A 19,642-nucleotide genomic window follows, 5' to 3' on the forward strand; every position below is an offset into this window, starting at 1 on the left:
AACCTTTATGGAACAGAATGGCTTTGATAAAGAGCTTTTCACCTCCGGTGATGCAGCAAACTTATTACAGCAAAAGATAGCAGAACTATTCGGTAAAGAAGCAGCCTTATGGTTTCCTACTGGCACTATGGCTCAGGCCGTTGCCGGGCGGATTTATGCCGAGCACGCTGGCCATAATACTATCCAACTACACCCAACTTCACACCTTTTGCTTCATGAAGCAGATGGCTATGAGCGGGCACACAGTCTTCAAGCGGAAATATACAGCGACTGGACATCAACAGTTTCTCATGAGCAACTTAACCCAGCTGCTGCTGGTATATTCATTGAGCTACCGCAACGCCATAACGGCAGTTTGCTTCCAACTTGGGAAGAACTTAATGCTGTTAAGAAAAAAGCGAGGGAATGTAACCTACCCTTGCATATGGACGGCGCTCGCATCTGGGCATGCCGCGATTATTACCAGAATCGCAGTTATGCTGAAATTGCAGAAGGTTTTAGTTCTATCTATGTCTCGCTTTATAAAGACATTGGCGCAATCGGTGGGGCTGTTCTGATTGGTGATAAAGACTTCATCAAAGAGGCAGAGATTTGGCAGCACCGCCTTGGCGGTTTGATGATAGAGCCTTGGCCAATGATTTGTGATGCTCTTCGCCTTCTTGATACACGGCTTCAGCAAATGCCTGAGTTCATTCAGCATGCAAAAGCAATGGTTACTGCCCTTCAAGATATTCCGAACCTGAAGATCAGCCCAAACGAACCGCATACCAATATGTTTCATATTGACCTTCCTTGCAGCGCTGAAAATGCAGAGGTAGCAAGAGATAAAGCCGCAACTGAAACAGGTGTTTGGCTCGGCAATCGCTTTTGGGAATACGAAGGCCCGAACAAATGTTCACTTGAGATTACCGTTGGAGAGAAAGCTCTAGCGCTGGAAATTGATGCTTTCAAAAAGGCTGTTACCACCATGGCCACAGCTCTTTAAATTACTATCAGCCTACTGCATTGTATTTTTTTGAGATATTTTTTGGCTCACGTGTGATTTTTTTTCATACTGCGCGAATAATAGGTCAAATATCAAAAACAATGAGATGACCAGTGCAGCTAAGCGAACAAGATATCATCAAGGTTATTGAAGCGAACGAAGGCCTGCTTTTCAAGGTTGCTCATCAATATTGTCACGACAGCAACGATAGAGAAGATCTGGTGCAGGAAATGATCATCGCGGTATGGAAATCTGCCAACCGTTACGATCCAGAATATAAACTCAGCACCTGGATGACGCGAATTGCTATCAATGTGGCGGTTTCGCATTACCGTAAAAACCGAAAGCATAAAGAAGCTACTGAAACGATTGATGATCATTCATCAATCGCAGCTCCGGATAATTTTGAAAATAGCGAGCAAAATCATCTGCTGAAGCAAATATTACAACAAGAAACACCTCTTAATCGGGCGCTGGTTATTCTTTATCTCGAAGGCAACAATCAATCAGAAATAGCCGAGATACTGGGCATCAGCAGCAGCAACGTTGCCAGCAAACTACACCGGTTGAAAACAAAATTTGCGAAACAGCACGCACAAGAAAAACAAACAGCATAAGGATAGAAAAATGGATCTGGATGATATGAAAAAAGCATGGGATGCACAAAACACCCAGTTAGAAAAATCCATGCGTTTGAATGCAGAGCTTATTAGCAGCCTGAAGAAAGAAAAACTGGAGAAAAGCGCCTTTGGCCTGCAGATTGAACCATGGTTTGATATCATCTTCGGCGTGATTGTAGTGTTTTTGATGGGTAGTTTTATTGGTTCCGATGATTTTATCGGTAGCTATAAGTTTCCAGCTATTCTGCTTCACATAGGCGGGATTGTAATGATCATAGCAGGCGCTTACCAGTTAACCCATATATCAAAGTTTGATTTCAGCGCGCCGGTAACCGAACTTCAGGAAAGAGTAGTAAAACTAAAACGGTTTCAGCTACGTTTTATTACTGGTGTATTCTGCTTATCCCCGATAATTGGTGTATCAATTTTACTGGTTGTAGCTAAAGGTATATTCGGCGCTGATATTATGCCCCATCTACCTTCTGATTGGCTGTGGGTAAATATTGGTTTGGCGACCACTGCATCTATTACGGCGATATACGCTTCACGGAAATACGGTAAGTTTCTTGCAGAAAATTCAGTAATGAAAAAAATTGCTGATGGCCTTGCAGGGAGCCGCTTCAAAAAAATGGAAGAACAATTATCAGAACTGGAAAGCTTCAAGAGCTTATAATAAAAGGGCCCGGTCATTGCCGGGCCTTTTTAGCTTTTAGTTACCGTCAAAGTCGACACCAAGAACTTCGGCATCACCTTCAAACGTAACGGTCTGTATATCCCCATTACCCTCGATATTCACAGTATTAATCTGTGAAGGCCAAACTTCCCTAAGCGTATCACTTTTCACTAGAAGTCCAGCCAATTCTGATTGCGGCTTTGCTTCCTGATATACCCAAAAATATCGGCCATCCATTTCATAACCAACATCTTCAAGCGGTATTACTGTGCCGTCAGCGCCCGCTATAGTAAACGTCTTCGCCACATAATCAGCAAAGGTGGAGCGTGTCTCTTCCTTGCTAAGGATATCTGCATTCCTGTCAAACAGCTGTTTCACAGCATGCTCCGCATCGTGAATATAGAAACGGTGTTCTACTTCAATATTCTGGGTGCGGGGGTTAAAGAAAACCCGAGAAATCGCTGTTTTCTGCTGGTGAGCAAAAGTGGGGGCGCTCAGCACCCCCACAATAATCATCAAAACTGATGCTAGAAAAACGCGCATTAGCTTGCGTCACCTTCTTTTTTCTCAGAAGTTTTTTCGTCTTTCTTCTCGTCCTTCTTAAGCTTTGTTGTAGCTTCCTGCATCAGGTCACGACCTGCAAGGCTTGAGCTACGGCTACGCTTATATGTTTCAACACGTGAAGGAACGATACGACGTGGATAATGGTTATTTTCCACATCTGTATCAGCAGTTTCCCAATCAGGGTCAACAACCACTTGTACCAGCTCTTTATCTTTGTCTGTTACAATCAGCTTCTTAACCGCATCAGGTGTACGGCGCCAGATTTCAGCAGGGATATACTGCTTCTCTGTTGTACCGTCAGCATATGTAAGACCGAGAATAATCGGCATTACAAGGCCACCCTTGTTAGAGAACTCAAGAACGTAATAGTTCTTGTCTTCTGATACAGCACGGTCAAACACTTTACGCTCCCAAGGCTTCAGACCTTTAAGGAAGCTATTGTATTTGTTGCGCTGCTGGTTTGTTACTGTCCAGCGATCATTTTCGTCGTGAAAGTCTTTCACATCAGGATTTAGCTCAACCCATGTTTTACCAACCTCTTTGTTACGGATGTTCGTAAGTGATGTTGGTTTCGCATGCTCTTCTTCACGGCGACGTGCATAATCGATATCTGGATCTTTAGTATCCATACGCATCTTGTAGATACGGTCTAGTGAGATATCTACATGGTCTGTAGAGAAGAACCAACCACGCCAGAACCAGTCCAGATCAACACCTGAAGCTTCTTCCATCGTACGGAAGAAATCAGACGGTGTCGGGCGCTTATGCTTCCAGCGCATAGAGTATTCTTTGAACGCATAATCAAATAGTTCGCGACCAAGAATAGTTTCACGCAGAATGTTAAGCGCAGCAGCTGGCTTTGTATAAGCATTCGGGCCAAGACGAAGCACACTATCAGACTGTGTCATGATTGGCACTTGTGTGTTGGACTTCATGTAACCAGTAATATCGCGTGGCTCAACGCCCCAAGGAATAGTTGGATCCCATTCACGGCCAGCAACACCATCAAGGAAGCTGTTCAAACCTTCATCCATCCATGTCCACTGACGCTCATCAGAGTTCACGATCATTGGGAAATAGTTATGGCCAACTTCGTGAATTACCACACCGATAAGAAAACGCTTCTCGGCAAGAGAATATGTGCGCGAACCGTCGTCTTGAAGTGTTGTACGCGGACCATTGAAGGTGATCATTGGGTATTCCATACCACCAACAGGGCCGTTTACAGACTGAGCTACAGGATCTGGGTAATCGAAAGAGAAACGGCTATAAACTTCCATTGTGTGGATGATTGACTCTGTTGAGTATTTCTTCCACAGGTCACCGCCTTCTTTCGGATAGAAAGACATTGCCATAACGAACGGCATATCGTTACCGCCCTGCTGGTAGCCTTTGGCATCCCACATAAACTTACGAGAAGAAGCCCACGCGAAATCACGTACGTTTTCAGCTTCAAACTTCCAAGTTTTTGTATCTGTTGTACCTTCTTTTTCGTTCTCAAGCGCTTCTTCGGCTGTCACAACAAATACTGGACGTTTCGCAGTTTTTGCTTCTTCAAGACGTGAGCGCTGCTCCGCAGTCAACACTTCTTTCGGGTTTTGAAGAACACCTGTAGAGGAAACGATATGATCAGCCGGAACTGTCATTTCCACTTCATAGTCACCAAATTCAAGTGTGAATTCACCGCGACCAAGGAACTCTTTGTTTGTCCACGCTTCATAATCTGTATAAGCAACAAGACGTGGGAACCACTGAGCCAGAAGGAAGATATCATTACCGCCTTCACGCTCATCATCAGGGAAGTGCTCGTAACCAGAACGAGCTGACACAGCATCTTCTTCAACAATATTGAAAGCCCACTGCACAGTAAACTCTGTGCTTTTGCCCGGCTTAAGCGGTGTTGGCAGATCAACACGCATTAGCGTGCCAACGATTGTGTGCTTAAGTGCCTTACCGTTTGCTGTTACAGCCTGGATATCATAACCAACTTCATTGTCAGTCAGATACTGCTGACGGCGAAGTTCACCAAGGCTCAGGCGAGCTGGACGGCTAGCGTCACCAGCTGCCGCAGCAGGACCGCGGCGGCCAATACCACCAAAGTTGTTTGCCATATTGGCAATACTGTCTGGCTTGAAAATATTTTGATCAAGCTGCAGCCACAGATACTTCAGTGTGTCAGGCGAATTATTTGTATAGGTAATGTCTTCTGTCGCAGTAATACGGCGCTTTGCTTCATCAAGGTTTGCCTTGATGTCATAGTCAACCTTTTGCTGCCAATATGCATGGCCAGGTTCACCAGCGGCATTACGGTACACGTTAGGGGTTGGTAGAATTTCTTCCAACTGGCGGAATTTATCCTCATACTTCCCCTTGGTTTGCTTCACCGCATCAGCATAAACAGCAGAACTGCTTACGAGAGCGAGCGTAGCACCCACCATAAGAATGTTGCGTAACATTCGGCTTTTCTCCCAAGTTTTGATTATCTGCGGCGCCCAAAAAAGCTATGCCCACCGCATTTATCCCAGATGAACATATAGGGAAAAACGATATACTCAAGTATTCTTGTAGCATTATTCTTCGCCCTAAACCTTTCGTTTATCATCATAAAACAATTGTACAATATAACGATCAGTTCATCCCTTTGCTCTTGATCAAGGCTATATTATACTGTAGGCGAAGATGAATTCGATCTGAACAATAGTGTACAGAGACTGAAGTGGGCATTAGAGCAAAAACAAAAGCGCCTTTTATGGCTGGGCTGAAACAGACCCGGCTTGCTTCGTTGTTCGCTGTTTTCTTCCTGCTTGCTCAGATTTTCACAACAGCACACATTGCTGCTTACGGTGAAACTGAACACAGTCATGATGGGCACCCTTGTATTATCGCAGCGGCAGTTAAGCAGGCTGATGATTTAGACTGTGCCCCGACCTCCTTCTCTATAGAGGAGCAAGTACACTACACTTTCAGCGTTGCCACTGAAGTTGACAGCATTGCATTTACACAAGCTGAAAACCTTCAAGCGCGCGCACCGCCACTCTCACTTTCATAAAGAAACCCCTTTGTGAAACCACGCCCGAAATGTAGCCAACCTGCGCTATATTTGGGTTAAATACAGTGAGATTGAAGCGTGCCTACGCTTAAGAAAACATCATATTATATAAGGCTTATTGCGCTATTTGGCTTTGTACTGTCGCAATCAATTGCTGCCGTTCATGCGATTGATCATGAAATCAATCCACAACACGGTGAGTGTTTGATAGCGGCTTCATACAATGATGACCTTGGCCTAATAAGTAATGAACCACAGCTTGCTCTGCCAGATGGCGGCGCACAGCCTAAAGAACCTATTTCCTTAATCAGCCTGATTATTGCTGAGCCTTTGCAGAGCGCTGCAATCAGGGCTCCTCCCGCCCTGTTGTTCTCTTAATACAAATGAACAACAACCCACAGGGATTACAGGAAATTAAAATGTCTAAAGTTAATAAAATACTCCGGAACAGCGGGCGCATCGCTGCACTTCTTGCGTCAACTACACTGGTTTCAGGCGCCGCTCTTGCAACAAAGCGCGCTGCACCACCTCTTGAAGAACAGCTAGAGGAAATTGTTGTTTCAAGCGCCTATGAAGGCCGCAAGCTTGGCGAAACAATTCTTGGTACAACAATTTTGAAAAAGGATGAAATCCTCCGTCAGCTTGATGGTTCCATTGGTGAAACACTACGCCGTCAGCCAGGTATTTCTTCAACGTTCTTCGGCCCAGGCGCCAGCCGCCCGATCATTCGCGGCCTTGGCGGTGACCGTATCCGCGTTCTAGATTCAGGCCTCGGCTCTATTGATGCATCTTCAACCAGCCCTGATCATGCTGTAGCGGTTGAACCAGCTCTTGCTGAGCGCATCGAAATCCTTCGCGGTACTGCGATGCTTCAATTCGGTAGTTCAGCTGCTGGTGGTGTCATCAACGTATTTGACGGTCGTATTCCAGTTGCTGCACCTGAAGACGGCTTTGAAGGTGCATTCCGCTATGGTCACTCTACTGTAGACAATGGCGATGAATTCACTGGTGCTTTTAATCTGACACTCGGTGATTTCGGCGGCACAAAAGTTGTTCTGCACGCAGACGGCCTTTACCGTGACACAGATGATTATGACATCCCAGGCTTCGCTGAATCAGCACTTCTTCGTGCTATGGAAGAAGAAGAGGAAGAAGAAGGCCACGAGGAAGAGGAAGAAGCATTCGGCACAGTTGAAAACTCTGCTACTGAAACCAAAGGTGGTTCCGTTGGACTTTCCTTCCTGTTTGAAAACGGCTTCTTAGGCTTCAACGTACGTAAACTTGATAGCACATACGGTGTACCGGGTGGCCACGGACATGAAGAGGAAGAAGGCGAAGAACATGATGAGGAAGAAGGCGAGGAAGAAGAAGAACTCGTATCAATCGACCTTGATCAAACACGCTTCGATCTGATTGGTGAACTTGATACAAACCTTGGCATCTTCAAAAAAGCGAAGCTTCGCTTCGGTTATGCTGACTATGAGCACCAAGAGCTTGAAGGTGATGAAATCGGCACCCTATTCGCCAACGAAGGTTGGGAAGGTCGTCTTGATCTTGTAGAAAACTGGTCTGGTGACTGGCGCGGTACAACAGGCGTTCAAATTCGCCACCGCGAGTTCTCTGCTGTTGGTGAGGAAGCTTTTGTTCCACCAACAACAAGCAACCAGTATGGTTTCTATACAGTAAAAGATTACCGCACTGGTGCATGGCACGTTGACTTGGGCGCCCGCTACGAACGCACGACTTATGAAGTTGATGGCACGAATGTTGAGCGCAACTTCAATGGTTTCAGCGCATCTGCTGGCGTTGGTTATGATCTATCTGAAGATGCCTTCCTTGGTGTTTCTGTATACCGTACAGAGCGTGCACCATCGACAGAAGAACTCTTCTCTAATGGCCCACACCTTGCGACAGATGCATTTGAACTAGGCGACCCGGACCTTGGCTTGGAGACTGCTTTTGGTATTGAAGCAACCTTCACTTATGCCACAGGTCCATTCAGCATGGTTATCAATGGCTTCATCACAAACTATGATGATTTCATTTATGAAGCAGCAACTGGCGAAGAAGAAGATGGCCTTACTGTCTTTGAATTCAGAGCTGAAGACGCAAAACTTTATGGCTTCGAAACAAAAGCTGAATTCCACCTTGGTACAGCATCAACTGACACATTCGGCGATGTTGATTTTCACCTTGATGGCCAAGCCGACCTAGTACGCGCGAAACTTGATGATAGCGTAGCATCTCGCAACCTGCCTCGCATCCCGCCCTTCCGTGGTTTGCTTGGTTTTGATGCACGTTCAGAAACATTCGATTTCCGCACGGAACTTGAATATGCCGCAGAACAAAACCGTACCGCTGACTTTGAAATTCCTACAGACGATTATGTACTTTGGAATGCATATTTGACAGTACGTCCGTTCGAAAACAAAGGTCTTTCCTTCGAACTACGCGGTACAAACCTTACAAATTCTGACGCGCGTCAGCACACAAGCTTCCTTAAGGATGTAGCACCACTACCAGGCCGCAACTTCAAGGTTTCTTTCCGCGCAGAATTCTAAACATCTCAAAACAACAAAAAAGCGGGCCCCGGCCCGCTTTCTTTTACTTCCTCTATTTCCTCAATCGTAACCCGGTGGTTTATACCTGTAATAATCTACCAGATACTTCTCCGGCGTTGCTTTACCCAGTTCCGTATTCCAATACTGCTTACAGTAATCCGCCATAGCTTCTGTATCATCTTCAACGGGAAGCGCCTCCGGCACGCGGGCATAGATCATCCGAGCCACCGCACAAGCATAATCATCACTTTCTTCCAGCGCTTCTTTCCTGTCCATATCGTCAGGCAAATAACTATCTACAAGCTCCCGGCGTTCAGGTCGGTAGCTCAGGTAATTTTCATAAAGATCATCCAGAGTATTTGGTTCGATCTGAAAGTAAGATCGTGCAGGCCCACCAACCTGTGCGCGGTACCGAAACCCGCCACTTTCATGGCAAGCTGTCATCAACAGAACTTTCTCTGCCGATTTAGAATACATGCCCATGTCTTCAAGCACGGGACGGATGGTACTCGTCAAGAATTGCTCTGAATTCATTTCACACCCCCACAGTGCAATTTTAAAGCGGGTAGTATATCATGAAATACGTTTTGAAGGAAGATTTGGTACCCGCAGCCGGAAAAGTAAGTTGTTTAAATTCAATAAGTTACTGATATATGTAGCAAATTCGGTGCACAAAAATCACTCATTTCACAGAAAAGTTTAGTATCTTCACTCACTTGGAGGAGGGAAATTATTAAAGCCTTCCGGCCTGGATGCACCCAAGGCCTCAAAAACACCTTCATAAATTTGTAACAGAGCCTGATTCAAAGCAACATCTGATGCGTCTTCTACAAAAGTATCAATGACTACATGATCATCATATATAGGTCCGACGCGTGTATGATTCCCTGTAAACATCATCACATCTTCAGCATCACTAATGCCAGCCTGTATAAATATCTTTTCCCCATACCCCAAGCAACCACGAGCTGCCTCTATATAACTACATAAGCTCTCTCTAATTGCGTTTTCAAAGGATATACCCGGAAAATGACGATCAAACCTAGGGTCTCTATCACGAAAAAGGAAAGGATTAACTCCCCAAACTTCCCCATTTGTTAACACTTGAGTAGCAGCAAGTATATTTTCGCGTGCTTGGTCAGTAGATATCAGAAGTGTGCCAAACTTATTCCTAGCAAAACTCCAACCTCCAAGCCCCGATGCACCTAAAGGGCTTAATTTTAGCTTTTGAAAATCTTGAATTACCTCAATAGATGGACGCTGAATTTCCCGATCCGGCCAGATTCTCAAATACATCATAGTACCACTAGGTACCAGAATCTTACTTGATGCATGGCGAGAACTTGGACTCATTAAAACATCATCACCCTTATGCCAATACGCCGCTGGCGAAATTGGGGAGATTATTCGTTGGTGCTCCTTGTACTCTACCACTTCTCCCCTTCTAAGATATTCGGCAAATATCATTTGCAACTGACCAACTAACTTTTCCTTACATTCTCTACGCTCACGTTTAGTGCAATCCGGCGCAAGCAAGTACTGAAGCGGCCATCTTCGATGCTGTAGATCAAAGGGCAAACCATCAGCTTCACCAAAAAAAGTATTCATAACTTTGACCAGTATTTCGTCACCTTGACATCCAATGGCATAGCCCAGCTCTACAGCTACATTACTATTGATTGACTTCTTACCTAGTGGAGTTTCACCAGTGAGCGTAACATCAGCTAAAAAAATAGAAGCCTCTCTAATCTTGGCAAAAATAGTATCTGCAATAGAAGGCGCACCCAACACGCCTTTCGTATCTTGATCTAACTCCGGCCTCTCCGCTTCGCTGAACTCCTGTTCCTTGATAAGTTGAGTAATTGCCTGCTCTGCAGCCTCGCGGATCAATTGTCGGTTTACGCGATCATCGGTATCTGATTGCCATGAGTAAAATATCTTCACTGTCACCCCCATTCACTAACCACTTATAATGCAAATTTACAACTAACACGCAAGGGGATTGCCCAGACAGCGCAGTGACAAAATTACATTCCATGGATGCTACTCATGGTGCAGTCTTGTAGCAAATTTGGAGCGCTAGTAAAGTTATCGTCATACTAGATTTTATAAAAATCTCTTTATTTTCATACACTTAATGTACAAAAAGCACTTCAAGCACTATACCGAAACGGCACAGAAAACTGTTTAAAATCAATGACTTAAAGGATATTGGTACCCGCAGCCGGACTCGAACCGGCACGACCATACGGTCTCAAGATTTTAAGTCTTGTATGTCTACCAATTCCATCATGCGGGCACAGGATTGGTGGCGCGTTGCGCTCATAGGGGCGTTATAAAACAAACATTCTTCAGAAAACAATAACTTATTTTCAGTGAAGGGTATTTTCTTACTGCTGAGAGCAGACAGCCCGGCATTTCTCCTAGTTTTCTGTTGTCCTTCCGAACATTACCTCTTAGCTTACAGGCAAGGAAATATGGGGGAAAAGAACGTGTTAAAAATATTTACACTGGCTTGCCTGCTGGTTGGCTCAACTACCATCACACCTACCATTAATGCAGGCGAAGCGACAAAACACTCAGAGATCAATATCGGGCATACGGTCCATTTTAAATCAGACGTCATGGGTGACACCCGCGAACTCAACATTTGGGTACCTCCCGCTTACAAGGAGAACGAAACTTACGGCGTACTTTATCTTCTGGATGGCGGCCTTAAGCAAGATTTTCAGCACATTGCAGGCCTTGGGCATCTTGGCGCCCTAAGCTGGACCTATGAAAAGCTCATCATCGTTGGCATTGAAACCAAAGATCGCCGCGCCGAGCTTACTCCCTCCGCTGAGGTTAAACGTTACCGTGATGAATTCCCCACTTCTGGGCAGGCTGCTAAATTCCGCACTTTCATAGCGGATGAGGTAATGCCTTTTGTGGAAAAAAATTATCCAGTAAACGGCAAGAAAACCCTTATGGGTGAATCGCTTGCAGGGCTTTTTGTAACCGATACCTTCCTAAAAGCAGCTGAGATGTTTGATGATTATATCGCCATTAGCCCTAGCCTCTGGTGGGATGATCAGCGATTGGGACGAAACGCTCCTGCTCTGCTCGGAGAACATTCGAAGCAAGATCGCCGTTTGTTCATTGCCATGGCAAATGAAGGGCTCGCTATGCAGGCGGGGCTTGATAAGCTCGTTGCAGCGCTAAAGAACAATCCACCACATGGCCTTACATGGCGTTATGATGATTTAAGTGAAACGCAAACCCATGCAACTATCTATCACAGCGCCGCCCTTTCGGCTCTGCGCTGGCTATATGCACTACCGCCATATCCAGAAGGTAAAATACCTTGGTATTTAGAAGTGCCTGACGCCAAAGAATAGAAATTCTTGCCTTCAAATTCTAATAGTTACAGCAAAAACAGTTGCATCAGGCGCTTTTGCCTGTTCTTTTGCGCATTCTGATTTTGAGTTTTGATTGAGAAGAAGAATGGCTGATAAATTTATCCTTACATGGTCGTGCGCCGACCAACCCGGTATTGTTGCAGACGTGGCAAACATGCTGGCTGGTGCTGGCTGCAATATTACATCAAGTGATCAATATGCGGATGATGATAGCGGCCAATTCTTCATGCGTGTGGCTTTTTCCCCCATCAATGTTTCACTTAGCTGTGCAGAACTGAAAGAACGTTTCAAACCGCTTGCAGAAAAATTCCAGATGGAATGGGATATCCATGATGCTAGTGAGCCGCAAAAAGTGCTTATCATGGTATCAAAATTTGATCACTGCTTGATGGACCTGCTGTACCGCAAAGAACGCGGCGCGATTAATATGGATGTACGTGCAGTGGTTTCTAACCACCGGGATAGTTATAAGCTTGCTGCTTCCTATGATGTTCAGTTCCAGCACTGGCCTGTAACCAAAGACAACAAATTGAAACAGGAAGAAAAACTGATCAAACTAATTGAAGAAGAAGAAATTGATCTCATTATTCTTGCCCGTTACATGCAGGTTCTATCAAATAAAGCATGTGAAAAACTGGCAGGTAAGGTGATTAATATCCACCACAGCTTCCTGCCAAGCTTCAAAGGCGCTGTGCCGTACCAGCAGGCTTTCCATAAAGGTGTAAAACTGATTGGTGCCACAGCGCACTATGTAACACCTGATTTGGATGAAGGTCCAATCATCGAACAGAATGTAGCGCGGGTAAACCATGCTATGTCAGTAACTGACCTGGTGACAACAGGCCGCGATGTAGAGCGGGTTACCCTAGCTGAAGCTGTGAAACTGCACCTTGAACACCGTGTGCTGTTAAACGGCAACAAAACAGTGGTATTTAAGCGGTAACAGCAGTCAGTATTACGGATCTTTGCGAACAGCCGTAACCAGATGAAATGCTAAAACACCGCCCCATAAAAAAGCAACAGCGCCCGGAACTTCCTTGCCTACTTCGAAGTAACGGGTCAGCACTAATACCCAGGTTTCAACAACCATAAAAAGTACTAGATTGAGAACGAACGCTTTCCATGAAAATGGAATAAAGCCCAAAAGCATCGAACCTTCTGTTTCGGTGCTTTTTTTTATTTCTATCTCTTCTTCCTGAAGTTCAGTAACAGAAACCTCAAGCCCCGCCGCTAGGGCTTTCAAAGTTTCCATACCCGGTTTCGCACCATTCTCAATACGCTGGATTGTTCTGCTGCTCACACCGCTTATTGCAGCTAGTTGTTCCTGAGACCAATTTTTAGCTAACCTTCGATGCTTTAGATCCATTTCAGCGCTCGTGTGTATCATTTACCCGCTACCTCCGGAACATAGCCCCGGTCCTTTCGCCACATCTTAAGCGCAATGACCCCAATAGCAACTGCGATAAGCAAACCAAGTGCAAACAGTTCACTGCCAGCAAACAAGCGCGCATGGGTGTTGAAGCCAGCATGCATTAGCACACAAAGGAAAATCGAACCCCGGCTGAAATTATAGAGAATGGTAAATGTTAACGCGATAGGCAGAATGGCAATATAACGAGCAAAAACAATAAGCCAGTAGTTTTCTTTTGTTCCAACGATATCAAGTGTAAGCGGGATATGCCAAGGCTCCCATAAAAGCGCAATAAGTAACGTAGCCACCAAGGGGCTATATTTCTTCTGCATCAGCGGCAATAACACACCCCGCCAGCCATATTCCTCATTCCCCCCCGTGAGCATGGCAACAGTAAATAACTTCACTGCCAGCAGAGGCAACCACTCCGCCAGTGGCATGGTGAGATACAACGGCGTATCATAAGGTATTCCTGCCAAATCAGCTAACAGGTTAGCTGCAATCATCAAAGCAGGAAGGAAAAGTAAAACAGGAACTGATAACAGTAAGGTACGCCTGTCAGGCACCAGCCCAGTTAGGAAAGAGCGCACAGTTGGATAATTTGACCGGGCTTGCGAAATAACAAACCCAGAAAGCGCAACTACCCCTGCAAACATAATGTAAACATACCACGGGGTTTCGTCCGGCACACCGTGATCAGCTGACGGCACCAGCGCCATAACCCCCATAAAATCAAACCTGAAGGCGGCAATTGCAAGAGCCGCCAAGATTGCCCCAAGGCAGAAAAAAGACCCGCGCCCTGACTGCTGTGTTTTTGCCTGATTATTTCGCAAGTGTAGAAGTGTTATGCCAGCGAGAGCAGGACCAAACACACCTAACAGCACAAGTGCCAACTTCATACCCGGGACCAGCTCACCAAAATAGGCAAACCACCAAAAAGGCCATGACCAAGCATACGCAATTAATACGAAGAATAGGAACGGGTAACTCTCCGCAGCCCGGCGGAAGAAACTTAAAAAGGATACCATGGTGAACCTCGCTGTATTGATAGTGTTTTTTTTTAAACAGCTATCAATTCAGCTTGAGCCTCACCACGAAAAATGCCCGACATTCACCAGCCAAACACCTGACGACATGTCGGCGACACCCTTTTAGGGACAGGCTTATCAGCTTAATTCAGATGGCTCATCTGTCTCAAAACGTTTTGCAAAACAAAGTGCCTGTACTTCATCCATAGCCTTTTTAAGCGCACCCTGATCCGCTGAACGTACAACAATTTGTGCGCCCGCCGTGTTGCTATAATAAAATGGGTAACTACCAATGCCCGTTTCAGGGTTATTTTCCTGAATAGCCCCCAGTTCTTCTGCAATCTTGCTTTCAGGCGCATAAACAGTCATGGACTGAGACCAGACTTTCCTACCTGTCCGCAAGTGTGGCCTAATGCCTTCAAGCATCGACTGCATGATCTTTGGCACGCCTGCCATAATGAATACATTCTCGATATTGATCCCCGGCGCGATAGACACCGGATTATCAATTAATTCTGCACCTTCAGGTACACGTGTCATTCGTTTGCGTGCTTCCGTAAAGTTTTCTTCACCGTAATAATCCAGAAGCATCTGATAGGCTTTTTCATGAACCACAACCGGCACACCAAAAGCCGCCGCGATACTGTCCACGGTGATATCATCATGAGTTGGGCCAATGCCTCCTGTTGTGAACAGATAATCATACTTGGTACGCAGCGCGTTCACTGCTTCAACAATTTCCTGCTCAATATCAGGTACCACCCGTACTTCAACTAGCTGAATACCTGTTTCATTAAGCCATTTTGCAAGATACGCCAGATTGGCATCCTGTGTGCGGCCAGAGAGAATTTCATCACCAATAATCAACAGTGCAGCATTAACAGACATAAATAACTCTCCGACATCACCGAAACCGGCACTAATCAATAAATTGACCACTCACGAACAAGCGAGCAGTTTTTCCTTCAAAAAATCCAGCAGGATAGAAACCCTGCGCGGTGGGTGCTCTGTTGGCACAACAGCAAAATAGCCAAGCTCCCTCAACGCTATATGGTTCAATAGCGGAACAAGGGAACCATCTGCAACTTCATTTTCCACATAAAAATGCGGCACCTGAATTATACCTAGCCCTCGTTTTGCAGCTTCCACCAACGCTCGCCCGTTATTGGATTTCCACCTGCCACGTACAACAACATTTTCCACCCCATCTTCGCTCTGAAATCTCCAATGAGGCAACGTACCTGCAAGGCAATTATGCTCTGGCAAATCCCCTGCTGCCATCGGCTTTCCATGCTTAGAGAGATAATACGGACTGGCGACCGTAAGTAGATCAAAATTATATACGCGTTCAGCAATTTCATTCCGTCTGATAATTTCTTCTTCAAAGCCTGAACGAAGGGCAATATCAAACTGCTCTTCCGCTAAATTGATCAGGCGGTTGGTGAACTCAACCTCCACAGAAATATCGGGGAACTGAATAGCAAATTCCGAAAGGATTGGTGCAAGCATCTGCTCCCCAAAAGCGCCCGCAACTGTGAGACGGATTATACCTTGCGGCTTTGCAGCCTCATCAATCAGTAAAGCTTGTGCTTCTGCCATTTCGATAAGCAGATGTTTACACTTCGGGTAAAACTCGGCACCAAGGTTGGTTAGATGCACGCTCCTTGTTGTACGTTTCAGCAACTCAACCCCGAGCCGGTTTTCCAGTTCTTTTATTTTCTTCGAAACATGAGACCTAGACACCCCTAAATGCTGTGCGGCCTGGCTGAATGAACCGCCGTCCACCACTTTCACAAACTCAACAACACCATCCCAAACTTGCATTTTATTGTATCCATATAGAAACACAGAAGTGCTGTATAAACACATTGTTACCTATACAGCAACAGTGTACATTGTAGCAAATTTCACAGTATTCCCTGTTTTTTAAAGTATAAAGGCATAGAAAATGAAAACCCGTGCAGCTGTCGCATGGGGCGCTGGCAAGCCCCTTTCCGTTGAAACTGTTGACCTTGAAGGTCCAAAGGCTGGTGAAGTTCTTGTGGAGATTAAAGCGACTGGTGTGTGCCACACTGATGCTTTTACCCTCTCTGGTGATGACCCTGAAGGCGCCTTCCCTGCTATCTTAGGCCACGAAGGTGCTGGCGTTGTTGTTGAGGTTGGTGAAGGTGTAAAAAGCCTGAAACCGGGTGATCACGTAATTCCGCTTTATACACCTGAGTGCCGTGAGTGTGATTACTGTCTGCACCCAAAAACAAACCTCTGCCAAAGCATTCGTGAAACCCAAGGCCGCGGTGTTATGCCTGACGGCACCAGCCGTTTCTCAATCGATGGTACACCAATTCTGCACTATATGGGCTGTTCAACATTCTCTAACCACACAGTACTTCCGGAAATTGCTCTGGCGAAAATCCGTGAAGACGCGCCGTTTGATAAAGTTTGCTACATCGGTTGCGGTGTAACAACAGGCGTTGGCGCGGTGGCGTTTGATGCGAAGGTAGAACCTGGCTCTAATGTTGTTGTATTCGGACTAGGCGGTATCGGCCTCAACGTTATTCAAGGCGCACGCATGGTTGGCGCTGACAAGATCATCGGTATCGATATCAATAATGAACGCGCTGCAATGGGCAAACAGTTCGGCATGACAGATTTCGTCAATCCGCAGGAATGCGATGTGATGGAAGCCATCATGGATCTCACGAACGGCGGTGCTGATTACAGCTTCGAATGTATCGGTAATGTAAATACCATGCGTCAAGCTCTTGAATGCTGCCATAAAGGTTGGGGTGAAAGCATTATCATCGGTGTTGCAGGTGCCGGGCAGGAAATCTCCACGCGCCCATTCCAACTTGTAACTGGCCGCGTTTGGCGCGGTTCCGCCTTTGGTGGTGCCAGAGGCCGTACAGACGTTCCGAAAATTGTTGATTGGTACATGGACGGCAAAATCAACATTGATGATCTCATCACTCATAAAATGCCACTGGATGACATCAACAAAGCTTTTGACCTGATGCATGCTGGCGAGAGCATCCGCAGTGTGGTGGAATTTTAATGTCGTTTCAAACAGTAAGTGAAACCCAAAGCTTCGGCGGCATCCAGGGCTATTATAGCCACGCAAGCGAAACACTGGGGTGCGAGATGCGCTTTAGCGTGTTCACACCACCGCAGGCGAAAAACGGTAAGGTACCAGTTCTCTGGTACCTGTCGGGCCTTACCTGCACGGAAGATAATGCTACAGTGAAAGCAGGCTTCCAGCGTGTGGCAAGCGAACTGGGCCTTATGATTATCTGCCCGGATACCAGCCCGCGCGGGGATGATGTACCAGATGATGAAGGATATGATTTCGGCAAAGGTGCGGGCTTTTATGTAGATGCTACAGAAGAGCCGTGGGCAAAGAATTTCCAGATGTATAGTTACATCACCAAAGAACTCCCTGCCCTAGTTTCAAATGAGTTTGCAGCCGATATGAACCGCCAAGGCATTACGGGCCATTCTATGGGTGGTCACGGTGCGCTCACGATCTGGCTGAAAAACCGCGATACCTACAAAAGCATTTCTGCCTTTGCCCCAATCGTGTCGACCTTGAATTGCCCGTGGGGTGAAAAAGCACTCACTGGATATATTAGCGAAAACCGTGAAAATTGGGCAGAGTATGATGCCTGTGCGCTCCTTGAAAAGCACGGAGCAAGTGATGCTGAGATTCTGATTGATCAAGGGCTTGCCGATAACTTCCTTGAGGGGCAATTAAAGCCTGAACTCCTTAAAGAAGCATGCGAGAAAACAGGACAAAAGCTAAACTTGCGTATGCAGGAAGGCTATGATCATAGCTATTTCTTTATTGCCAGCTTTATTGAAGATCACCTGCGGCATCATGCTGCCGCATTACGAACTTGATTAAAAAAGGGCGGTCATAACCGCCCTTTTTTTACTGCTCAAGAAGCGCTGCGCCGTAAGGGTTATCAATAATCATCAACCAATTCCCATCTTCTTGTCGTCTCAGCACCGCTACAGAGAGGCCTGACTGTTCAATTTTCTGACCATCCGGCGTTGTTCCATTCATTTTCCAAGGTGCAAAATGCACAGCAATATCTCCAGAAATTACTACATCATGTCCTGCATATTCAAAATGCGGATTCACAGCAAACCAGCCTTTAAATGCTTCTTTAATTACCTCAGCATCGGACACTCCTTTGCCCGGTTCAAAGACGATCACAGCATCTTTTTCATAGCTGCTCATCACCCCATCCAGATCACCTTCATGGAATGATGCTGTCATAGATTTCACGGCGTTTAGTACAGCCATCTGTTCAGTATTCATTTTCAAATCATCCTCTGCATTAACAGTTGTGGTTAAAAAAGCTTGCAAAAACACAAGCATGAAAAACGTTATTATTTTCAAAGTATTGCTCCTTCTGATTTGATTTCGGCAATAATCAGCTGTCTCCAGAATTCATCTGAAACGGCTTAATAAGATTTGATTGAAGTTAGGTGTTAACCGTAGAGAGCGGCCTCTACCCTTTTCACCAATTTTTGCGGGCATTGGTAATGCGCCGTAGCCCGTTGCAATTTTAAAACTTTTAAATCATCAACAAGCTTTTCAACGTCTCGCTGGACAGTTTTGTATGCAGGCGCATCATCTACAGCGTATGCTAGGTGTTCCTCATTAACTCGCCCCAGTTCCTTCGCTTTTGACAGACGTTTAGGGCAACTGCATTTTGCTGTTGAATTTGCCAACCCACAAACCTTCCCTGTGAAACTCACCACCTGCTTTCGAGCTCTCGACAAGCGTTTACGATAATTTTCCCGACTGATACCAAGCGCTTCCGCAGCTTCGTTATGTTCCAGCTCAAAAACATCACCAAGAATATAGGCCATTCGCTGCTCGGCAGGTAGGCAGAGAAGAAGCGCGCTCGTGCAAGCAATGCGCAATTCATTAAGGAGGACAAGATCATCGGCTGCAGGTGCGGGGTCTACCAGCAAACCATCTTCTAAATCAGCCTGAAACACATCAAAGTTTAACCCCCTGTTACGTTCCAAGCTTCGCTTAGCTGATAGAAGGTAGTTTACAGCAACCTTATAAACCCACGTGAAAAACTGGCTACGCCCCTCGAATGTAGAAAGCTTGGTAACGACAAGTATCAATATCTCCTGTGTCGCCTCACCTGCATCATCAGGATTAACGAGCATACGCATTGCCAAACGGTATACCTGATCCTGAACATGCCCTACCACATCAGAAAGAGCTTCCTGATTTCCGCTTTGAGCGAGCTTAACAATATCTAAAATATCAGGCTGCATACGTCCTCCTGTTCCAACATTTATATAGTTAGACAGTTAGAGGAAAGAATGTGTG

The 19,642-nt window shown here is 45.7% G+C and carries 20 protein-coding genes and 1 tRNA gene; 10 read left to right on the top strand and 11 right to left on the bottom strand.

The features are described 5' to 3' along the window. Nucleotides 1-7: 7 nt before the first annotated feature. The 3 genes from KFE96_RS13095 to KFE96_RS13105 all read left to right on the top strand — a co-directional run bounded on the left by KFE96_RS13095 (nt 8) and on the right by KFE96_RS13105 (nt 2,278). Entirely contained in the window at nt 8-985 is a 978-nt protein-coding gene (locus KFE96_RS13095; RefSeq protein ID WP_255833004.1) for a low specificity L-threonine aldolase, read from the top strand. Nucleotides 986-1,098: 113 nt separating this feature from the next. Further along, entirely contained in the window at nt 1,099-1,602 is a 504-nt protein-coding gene (locus tag KFE96_RS13100; RefSeq protein ID WP_255833005.1) for an RNA polymerase sigma factor, read from the top strand. A 10-nt stretch (nt 1,603-1,612) separates the two neighbouring features. Beyond that, the gene (locus tag KFE96_RS13105) at nt 1,613-2,278 is read left to right on the top strand and encodes a hypothetical protein (protein WP_255833006.1); all 666 of its coding nucleotides are present in this window, start codon (nt 1,613-1,615) and stop codon (nt 2,276-2,278) included. Between the two features lie 36 nt (nt 2,279-2,314). Here KFE96_RS13105 and KFE96_RS13110 read toward each other — a convergent pair whose 3' ends face one another. Then, nucleotides 2,315-2,821 (bottom strand): DUF6702 family protein, encoded by a 507-nt coding sequence (locus tag KFE96_RS13110; RefSeq protein WP_255833007.1) that lies wholly within the window; start codon nt 2,819-2,821, stop codon nt 2,315-2,317. Then, a complete protein-coding gene (locus tag KFE96_RS13115) occupies nt 2,821-5,280 on the bottom strand; it encodes a M1 family metallopeptidase (protein WP_370650592.1) in 2,460 nt (819 codons plus the stop codon). Before KFE96_RS13115 ends, KFE96_RS13110 begins: the two co-directional genes overlap by 1 nt. Nucleotides 5,281-5,591: 311 nt before the next feature. Between KFE96_RS13115 and KFE96_RS13120 the strand changes: the two genes are divergently transcribed. The 3 genes from KFE96_RS13120 to KFE96_RS13130 all read left to right on the top strand — a co-directional run bounded on the left by KFE96_RS13120 (nt 5,592) and on the right by KFE96_RS13130 (nt 8,452). Further along, nucleotides 5,592-5,891 (top strand): hypothetical protein, encoded by a 300-nt coding sequence (locus KFE96_RS13120; RefSeq protein WP_255833009.1) that lies wholly within the window; start codon nt 5,592-5,594, stop codon nt 5,889-5,891. Nucleotides 5,892-5,969: 78 nt separating this feature from the next. After that, a complete protein-coding gene (locus KFE96_RS13125; protein ID WP_255833010.1) occupies nt 5,970-6,269 on the top strand; it encodes a hypothetical protein in 300 nt (99 codons plus the stop codon). Between the two features lie 41 nt (nt 6,270-6,310). Next, complete coding sequence (locus KFE96_RS13130) at nt 6,311-8,452, top strand: TonB-dependent receptor (RefSeq protein ID WP_255833011.1); 2,142 nt, start codon at nt 6,311-6,313, stop codon at nt 8,450-8,452. Nucleotides 8,453-8,512: 60 nt separating this feature from the next. On the opposite strand, the gene KFE96_RS13135 is transcribed toward KFE96_RS13130, so the two are convergent. The 3 genes from KFE96_RS13135 to KFE96_RS13145 all read right to left on the bottom strand — a co-directional run bounded on the left by KFE96_RS13135 (nt 8,513) and on the right by KFE96_RS13145 (nt 10,751). Then, a complete protein-coding gene (locus tag KFE96_RS13135) occupies nt 8,513-8,986 on the bottom strand; it encodes a hypothetical protein (RefSeq protein ID WP_247021258.1) in 474 nt (157 codons plus the stop codon). Between the two features lie 174 nt (nt 8,987-9,160). Further along, nucleotides 9,161-10,396 carry a hypothetical protein gene (locus KFE96_RS13140; RefSeq protein ID WP_255833012.1) on the bottom strand — a complete coding sequence of 412 codons (1,236 nt, stop codon included), beginning with the start codon at nt 10,394-10,396 and terminating at the stop codon, nt 9,161-9,163. A gap of 268 nt (nt 10,397-10,664) precedes the next feature. Beyond that, nucleotides 10,665-10,751, bottom strand: a tRNA-Leu gene (locus tag KFE96_RS13145). Between the two features lie 193 nt (nt 10,752-10,944). Between KFE96_RS13145 and KFE96_RS13150 the strand changes: the two genes are divergently transcribed. Continuing rightward, nucleotides 10,945-11,829, top strand: a complete 885-nt coding sequence (locus tag KFE96_RS13150; protein WP_255833013.1) for an alpha/beta hydrolase — start codon at nt 10,945-10,947, stop codon at nt 11,827-11,829. A 106-nt stretch (nt 11,830-11,935) separates the two neighbouring features. Further along, a complete protein-coding gene (gene purU / locus KFE96_RS13155) occupies nt 11,936-12,793 on the top strand; it encodes a formyltetrahydrofolate deformylase (RefSeq protein WP_255833014.1) in 858 nt (285 codons plus the stop codon). A gap of 12 nt (nt 12,794-12,805) precedes the next feature. Here the strand turns inward: purU and KFE96_RS13160 are convergent, their stop codons facing one another. The 4 genes from KFE96_RS13160 to KFE96_RS13175 form a co-directional block, all read right to left on the bottom strand. Beyond that, on the bottom strand, nt 12,806-13,237 hold the full coding sequence (locus KFE96_RS13160; protein WP_255833015.1) for a helix-turn-helix domain-containing protein: 432 nt from the start codon (nt 13,235-13,237) through the stop codon (nt 12,806-12,808). Next, nucleotides 13,234-14,289, bottom strand: a complete 1,056-nt coding sequence (locus tag KFE96_RS13165; RefSeq protein WP_255833016.1) for a CPBP family intramembrane glutamic endopeptidase — start codon at nt 14,287-14,289, stop codon at nt 13,234-13,236. Before KFE96_RS13165 ends, KFE96_RS13160 begins: the two co-directional genes overlap by 4 nt. A 138-nt stretch (nt 14,290-14,427) precedes the next feature. Next, nucleotides 14,428-15,177 (bottom strand): competence/damage-inducible protein A, encoded by a 750-nt coding sequence (locus KFE96_RS13170; RefSeq protein ID WP_255833017.1) that lies wholly within the window; start codon nt 15,175-15,177, stop codon nt 14,428-14,430. Between the two features lie 51 nt (nt 15,178-15,228). After that, nucleotides 15,229-16,113 carry a LysR family transcriptional regulator gene (locus tag KFE96_RS13175; RefSeq protein WP_255833018.1) on the bottom strand — a complete coding sequence of 295 codons (885 nt, stop codon included), beginning with the start codon at nt 16,111-16,113 and terminating at the stop codon, nt 15,229-15,231. Between the two features lie 124 nt (nt 16,114-16,237). On the opposite strand from KFE96_RS13175, the gene KFE96_RS13180 reads away from it, so the two are divergent. After that, nucleotides 16,238-17,341, top strand: a complete 1,104-nt coding sequence (locus KFE96_RS13180) for an S-(hydroxymethyl)glutathione dehydrogenase/class III alcohol dehydrogenase (RefSeq protein WP_255833019.1) — start codon at nt 16,238-16,240, stop codon at nt 17,339-17,341. Beyond that, on the top strand, nt 17,341-18,183 hold the full coding sequence (gene fghA, locus KFE96_RS13185; RefSeq protein WP_255833020.1) for an S-formylglutathione hydrolase: 843 nt from the start codon (nt 17,341-17,343) through the stop codon (nt 18,181-18,183). The genes KFE96_RS13180 and fghA overlap by 1 nt, the downstream gene beginning before the upstream one ends. A gap of 31 nt (nt 18,184-18,214) precedes the next feature. Here fghA and KFE96_RS13190 read toward each other — a convergent pair whose 3' ends face one another. Both KFE96_RS13190 and KFE96_RS13195 read right to left on the bottom strand, forming a co-directional pair. Next, on the bottom strand, nt 18,215-18,607 hold the full coding sequence (locus tag KFE96_RS13190) for a nuclear transport factor 2 family protein (RefSeq protein ID WP_255833021.1): 393 nt from the start codon (nt 18,605-18,607) through the stop codon (nt 18,215-18,217). A gap of 173 nt (nt 18,608-18,780) precedes the next feature. Beyond that, nucleotides 18,781-19,587: an RNA polymerase sigma factor gene (locus KFE96_RS13195; RefSeq protein WP_255833022.1), complete on the bottom strand. Its 807-nt coding sequence runs from the start codon at nt 19,585-19,587 to the stop codon at nt 18,781-18,783. Between the last annotated feature and the right edge of the window lie 55 nt (nt 19,588-19,642).

The sequence above is a fragment of the Kordiimonas sp. SCSIO 12603 genome, from assembly GCF_024398035.1.
Taxonomy (GTDB): Bacteria; Pseudomonadota; Alphaproteobacteria; order Sphingomonadales; family Kordiimonadaceae; genus Kordiimonas.

Excerpts from the sequence above, each read along its gene's own strand:
- KFE96_RS13095 (WP_255833004.1), top strand. The coding sequence starts at position 8 with ATGGAACAGAATGGCTTTGATAAAGAGCTTTTCACCTCCGGTGATGCA.
- KFE96_RS13105 (WP_255833006.1), top strand. The coding sequence starts at position 1,613 with ATGGATCTGGATGATATGAAAAAAGCATGGGATGCACAAAACACCCAG.
- KFE96_RS13110 (WP_255833007.1), bottom strand. The coding sequence starts at position 2,821 with ATGCGCGTTTTTCTAGCATCAGTTTTGATGATTATTGTGGGGGTGCTG.
- KFE96_RS13115 (WP_370650592.1), bottom strand. The coding sequence starts at position 5,280 with ATGGTGGGTGCTACGCTCGCTCTCGTAAGCAGTTCTGCTGTTTATGCT.
- KFE96_RS13120 (WP_255833009.1), top strand. The coding sequence starts at position 5,592 with ATGGCTGGGCTGAAACAGACCCGGCTTGCTTCGTTGTTCGCTGTTTTC.
- KFE96_RS13130 (WP_255833011.1), top strand. The coding sequence starts at position 6,311 with ATGTCTAAAGTTAATAAAATACTCCGGAACAGCGGGCGCATCGCTGCA.
- KFE96_RS13135 (WP_247021258.1), bottom strand. The coding sequence starts at position 8,986 with ATGAATTCAGAGCAATTCTTGACGAGTACCATCCGTCCCGTGCTTGAA.
- purU (WP_255833014.1), top strand. The coding sequence starts at position 11,936 with ATGGCTGATAAATTTATCCTTACATGGTCGTGCGCCGACCAACCCGGT.
- KFE96_RS13160 (WP_255833015.1), bottom strand. The coding sequence starts at position 13,237 with ATGATACACACGAGCGCTGAAATGGATCTAAAGCATCGAAGGTTAGCT.
- KFE96_RS13165 (WP_255833016.1), bottom strand. The coding sequence starts at position 14,289 with ATGGTATCCTTTTTAAGTTTCTTCCGCCGGGCTGCGGAGAGTTACCCG.
- KFE96_RS13170 (WP_255833017.1), bottom strand. The coding sequence starts at position 15,177 with ATGTCTGTTAATGCTGCACTGTTGATTATTGGTGATGAAATTCTCTCT.
- KFE96_RS13175 (WP_255833018.1), bottom strand. The coding sequence starts at position 16,113 with ATGCAAGTTTGGGATGGTGTTGTTGAGTTTGTGAAAGTGGTGGACGGC.
- KFE96_RS13180 (WP_255833019.1), top strand. The coding sequence starts at position 16,238 with ATGAAAACCCGTGCAGCTGTCGCATGGGGCGCTGGCAAGCCCCTTTCC.
- fghA (WP_255833020.1), top strand. The coding sequence starts at position 17,341 with ATGTCGTTTCAAACAGTAAGTGAAACCCAAAGCTTCGGCGGCATCCAG.
- KFE96_RS13190 (WP_255833021.1), bottom strand. The coding sequence starts at position 18,607 with ATGAATACTGAACAGATGGCTGTACTAAACGCCGTGAAATCTATGACA.
- KFE96_RS13195 (WP_255833022.1), bottom strand. The coding sequence starts at position 19,587 with ATGCAGCCTGATATTTTAGATATTGTTAAGCTCGCTCAAAGCGGAAAT.